Origin of the sequence: Pseudonocardia sp. NPDC046786 (assembly GCF_040645415.1) — a bacterium.
Classification (GTDB): domain Bacteria; phylum Actinomycetota; class Actinomycetes; order Mycobacteriales; family Pseudonocardiaceae; genus Pseudonocardia; species Pseudonocardia kongjuensis.
Genome location: NZ_JBEYYF010000059.1, coordinates 1 through 4,644, shown reverse-complemented (window position 1 = coordinate 4,644; position 4,644 = coordinate 1). Strand labels below are relative to the sequence as shown.

General features: G+C 66.5%; 6 protein-coding genes. All 6 read right to left on the bottom strand.

The window, feature by feature from the left end; translation table 11 throughout:
• The coding region (locus ABZ881_RS30810) for a transposase (protein WP_358489571.1) at positions 1–175 on the bottom strand (175 nt) is incomplete at its 3' end.
• 383 nt (positions 176–558) lie between these two features.
• On the bottom strand, positions 559–1,146 hold the full coding sequence (locus tag ABZ881_RS30805) for a TetR family transcriptional regulator (RefSeq protein ID WP_358489570.1): 588 nt from the start codon (positions 1,144–1,146) through the stop codon (positions 559–561).
• A gap of 318 nt (positions 1,147–1,464) precedes the next feature.
• Positions 1,465–1,977, bottom strand: coding sequence for a flavin reductase family protein (locus ABZ881_RS30800; protein WP_358489568.1), 513 nt, complete (start codon positions 1,975–1,977; stop codon positions 1,465–1,467).
• Positions 1,978–2,063: 86 nt separating this feature from the next.
• Positions 2,064–2,237, bottom strand: coding sequence for a tautomerase family protein (locus tag ABZ881_RS30795; protein ID WP_358489566.1), 174 nt, complete (start codon positions 2,235–2,237; stop codon positions 2,064–2,066).
• Between the two features lie 66 nt (positions 2,238–2,303).
• Positions 2,304–3,113: an alpha/beta hydrolase gene (locus ABZ881_RS30790; RefSeq protein ID WP_358489565.1), complete on the bottom strand. Its 810-nt coding sequence runs from the start codon at positions 3,111–3,113 to the stop codon at positions 2,304–2,306.
• Between the two features lie 46 nt (positions 3,114–3,159).
• Positions 3,160–4,506 carry an amidohydrolase family protein gene (locus ABZ881_RS30785; protein WP_358489563.1) on the bottom strand — a complete coding sequence of 449 codons (1,347 nt, stop codon included), beginning with the start codon at positions 4,504–4,506 and terminating at the stop codon, positions 3,160–3,162.
• Positions 4,507–4,644: the final 138 nt, after the last annotated feature.

Here is a 4,644-nt window from a genome sequence, read left to right as displayed (position 1 = left end):
CCAGACCCTCGGTGTCCTCGCGAGCCTCCCGTGCGCGGGCCACCCAGTTGCCCAGCGTGCCCTCGTTGACCCCCAGGTCTCTGGCGACCTGGGCGATCGGCATGCCCGTCTCCTGCACGATCCGGACCGCTCCGTCACGGAACTCCCGGTCGTATCGCTTCCATACCTCTGGCATCGCTACCCCTTATTGCTGATGCCTCCCCGATCATGGGGGAACCGCAGCCCGACCGACCCCTCAGGATCACCAGGTTGGAAAGCGCTCATTGCTGTACGAAAGGTGTGATCGGGTGGGCCATGGCGGGCAACTATCAGACACCGCTGATCGAAGACGCGATTCGTATGGCCGCCCGGAACTATCCGATCGAACAAGGAGTAATCTTCCACTCGGACCGAGGAGGGCCCTGCTCTTCGACGGTGTTCTCCACTGTCGTGTCGTTGTCGGTCAACGATGATCCTTCCCGGCCGAAGCTGCTGCTTAAGCCTGCCGGATCACCGGCCCACACACGATCTTCCTGACAGGCCCCTTCACTCCGCCAGCTGATCTTCTCAAACACGCTCTCAGTCGCGACGGGTGGCTGCGGTTGTGCCACCTGTGAGCTCGTTCGAGTCTTGAAGCAGGATCAGACGGAACAGGTCGCGTAGTTCATCGTCGGACTGATCGTCGCGACGTTGGATCAGCTGCGCGTTGGCGCCTTCCCAGGCGGCCTCGAGAAACCGGGCGGTGCGTGCGCTGTAGAGGCGTTCCACGCCCGCGCGTGCTGATTCTGCCCAGGAAGTGACGAGCTCTCGGTAGGCGGGGTCGCGGACGCTCTGGGCGTAGAGCTCGTAGAGCAGGGTGCGATCTCGGGCGCTGTCTTTGAGCGCGTTCACGACCGCGAGGGCCGCATCGATCATGGACTCGAGGCCGGTGGCTTCGTGGAACTGACGCTCGTACAGGGCCGAGGTGTGCGAGACGAAGAGCCGGAACGCCTCGAGTAGTAGATCGTCGAGGTTGGCGAAGTGGTAGCTGGTCAGCCCGAGGGAAAGCCCGGCGGCGCTGGCGACCCGTCGGTGGGTGACGCCCTTGACCCCGTACTCGGCAGCAACGTCGAGGGCTGCATTAAGGAGGGCGAGGCGGGTGGCATCGGAACGAGGTCTAGCTCGCACTCCACAACTCCCTTCCACCTGCCCGGTCCTCGTTGACGCTTGGAGAACTATACCGTCTCGTTGCGTCCGCGGTAGGACGCTCCGCCGTTTTCGGGAGTCGAAGCGGGTCTAGCCTGGGGAACCGTGCCGGTTGCGACGGCCGTCGCTCGTGTCATCGTCGGCGCTGCATGACGGTTGGGGGTTGGGGGAACAGTCCACCAGCCGCAAGCATGGGCGGTGGGTCGGCCGTGTCGCGCGGCCTCGTCGAGCGGACACCCCAGATGCGGCCCAGGAGTGAGAGGGGTTGGGACTGCCCCGACTCGCGACATGGCTGCCGGGTCAGGATTCGAGTGCGATGAGGCGACGGAACCGGCTGCTGTGGAAGACCAGCGGCTCGTTGCGGGGATCTGCGGTCAGACTGTGGATCTGCAGCAGCACGATGTCGTGGTCGCCCGCGGTCAGCTCGGAGTGCACCGAGCAGTCGAGCCATGCTGCAGCGCCCCTGATGAAGATGGCGCCGTCTTCGCTGGGCTCCCACGGCACGTCGGCGAACCGGTCGCGGCCCTTCGCCGCGAGTGAGCGGCACAGCGCCTCCTGGCCGTCGGCGAGCACGCTCACCCCCAGCCGGGGCAGCTGCCGCAACCGCGGCCAAGTCGTCGAGCTGTGTGCCACACAGACCGACACCAGCGGTGGAGTGATCGAGACAGAGGTGAACGAGCTCGCCGCGATCCCGACGGGCTCCTCGTCGTCCAGCGCACAGACAGCGGTCACGCCGCTGGGGAAACAGCTGTAGGCCCGCCGCAACTCCGCCTGGTCAGCGGGCAGCGGACCGATAGTCAGTTTTGAGGCCATTGATCTACGTTTCGGCTCGGGGTATCAAAGTCACGGGAGTGAGATTTGAGCGGCGCGTTCAGGGAGCGGTGCGCGTCGCCTGTGGGTCAGCCCATCAGCTTGCCGCCGTGGCCCCAGCGGTTGCGCGGGACGCCTTCGACGATGACAGTCGACTCCGCACCGACTTCCTCGCCAAGCACGGAGGTCATGGCCTGTGTGACTGCCTCGACCATCCGCTGCGAGAATGACGGGTCCTCGAAGCGATCCTCGAAAACCTTCACCTCAACGTAGGGCATTCTGCTGCTTCCTTTCTGTGGCCAGTAGTACTGACGGGGTACTTGTTAGGGTTACAGGCGATTCGCGTCGAACCAGGCTGATGCGACTGTGTTGAACCGCTCCGGGTCGTCTTGGTGTAGGAAGTGGGTGACGCCTGTCCAGAGCTCGACTCGGGTCTCGAGACCGAGCCTGTCGACGAGATTCGACTCCCAGGTGTAGGTCGGCTCGTAGGCGTAGATGCACAGTGCTGGCTGGCGGCGCTCGCGGATCGCGCGTTCGGTCTGCGGGCGAAGCCCCGGCGCGTCCTCGCCGCACCACATGCCGGCATAGGTGGGCCAGACGACCTCGGGGCCGAGTGCGAGCGCCTGTAGCCGGCGTCGGATCCGGCGGGCGGCGGTGACGCTGTTGTGTACCTCCGGCTCGAGGTCGGCTGCCACCGCGGCGCGTTCTGCGCTGTCGGCGGAAGCCGGGTCGCCGATGATCGCGCCAACCTGGCCCTCCGACTCCTCGGGCTGCCCGTAGGCCGGGTCGATCAGCAAGACCGAGCGGGCGAGGTCCGGGCGGCGCACAGCGATCAGGTTGGCGATGATGCCGCCCAGGGAGTGCCCGACCAGATGGCTGTCCCTCAGGCCCAGATGGTCGAGGACAGCGATCACGTCCTCGGCGAGCTCAGCGCTCCCGTACCCGCTCGCGGTCCGTTCGGAATGCCCGTGCCCCCGCAGGTCGAGTGTCACAACACGCGCGTCGCCGGCGAAAGCAGAAACCTGATCAACCCAGTCGGTCGAGTCGCTGCACCACCCGTGAATCAACACGATAGAGCGGTCACCGCTGCCGAACTCCGCCACGAAGCAGTCGAAGCCCCGAACACGAACCCAACTCATGCCTTCCTACTTTCCCTTTGGTGGCCCGCTCGACCTAGCGCCGCGGTCAGCTGAGGACTGACGACGCAGCGGCGAGATAGTCGCTGCGGTCCACACCGGCGGTGAGGACGTGCACGATGTTGCTCTGGTCACCGAGCAGTCGGATATCGGACAGCACGTCGCCGGCGACGACAACGACGTCCCCGGCGAAGCCGGCCGCGAGCTTGCCGATCTGGTGTTCGCGCTGGAGCAGCTCGGCCGCGGTAGCCGTGGCCGTGGTCAATGCTTCCTCCGGTGTCATGCCGTGCTCGACGTAGAGCTCCAGCTCCCGGGCGTGCGCACCGAAGGGGCACAGCGTGCCGGAGGAGTCGGTGCCCATGGCGATTCGGACTCCGGCCTGGCGGGCGATGGCGAAGGCATCGAGTGTGCGGTCATGGGCGTCGCGCAGGTCATCGACGCCCTCGGGGGTGAGCCCGCGGCGGAATCCTTCGCGTTGGCACCAGTCGTTGAAGGCCATGGTCGGCACCAGGTAGGTGCCGCGCTCGGCCATCTCCTTGGCGGTGGGCTCGTCCAGGTAGGAGCCGTGCTCGATACTGTCGACGCTGGCGGCGAGGCTGCGGCGGATCCCGTCGATCGACAGTGCGTGTGCGGCCACCCGTAGGTCGAGGTCGTGTGCCTCGTCGACGATCGCGGTGAGCTCGGCGACGGTGTAGTTCGGCCAGTGGGGCTGCTCGCCGGGTGACATTCCGCCGCTGGCCATGACTTTGATGAAGTCGGCGCCCTCGCGAGCTTGTAGCCGGACAAGCTTGCGGCACTCGTCGACACCGTCGGCGGTGTCCCAGCGGCGGCGGGGGGTGTAGGGCGGGTAGAACAGGTCGCCGTGGCCGTTGGTCATAGTGATCCACCATGGGGAGACCAGCAGCCGCGGGCCGAAGGTCAGGCCTCGCTCGACGAAGTCGCGCAGCTCGATCTCTCCGACGTCGCGGTGTCCCATCACCCGCAAGGTGGTGAAGCCGGCTGCGAGGGCGCGATGTGCGTTGCGCAGCCCGTGCAGCAGCTTCGCCGGCTTGGTCACTTGCCCGCGGAAGGTGCTGCTCGCCACCACGTTGTCGTGGTCGGAGTTGGTCGTCAGGTGCACGTGCACGTCGATCAGACCGGGTAGGACGGTACAGCCGGTCGCGTCGATACGTCGTGTCCCGGCGGGCACCGCGGCGTCGTCGGCGGGCCCGGCGTACGTGATGATCCCGTTCTGGATGACGACGAGGCCGTTCACGTGGTAGGTGCCTGGTGCGGCCCAGACCAGGCCGCCCTCGATGGCGATGTCGTTCACCTGTTCACCGTCCCGCTGGTACGTGGGTATGTCTGGGGCAGGGAGCTCGGCGACAGCCGCCTGCATGTCGCCGAGCCCCTGCATGTCGCCGAGCTGCTGAAGCGGTCAGAGCCTGGAGGGCGTGGGGTCCTCGGCGAAGGCGGGGAAGACCTCCTTGGCCATCAGTTCCATGTTCTTGATGACCTCACTGATGGGCTGGCCCACCGCCACCAAGCACGCCAG

Bases quoted from the DNA above. Each gene is read 5' to 3' on its own strand.
- ABZ881_RS30800 (WP_358489568.1), bottom strand. From the start codon at position 1,977: ATGGCCTCAAAACTGACTATCGGTCCGCTGCCCGCTGACCAGGCGGAG.
- ABZ881_RS30790 (WP_358489565.1), bottom strand. From the start codon at position 3,113: ATGAGTTGGGTTCGTGTTCGGGGCTTCGACTGCTTCGTGGCGGAGTTC.
- ABZ881_RS30785 (WP_358489563.1), bottom strand. From the start codon at position 4,506: ATGCAGGGGCTCGGCGACATGCAGGCGGCTGTCGCCGAGCTCCCTGCC.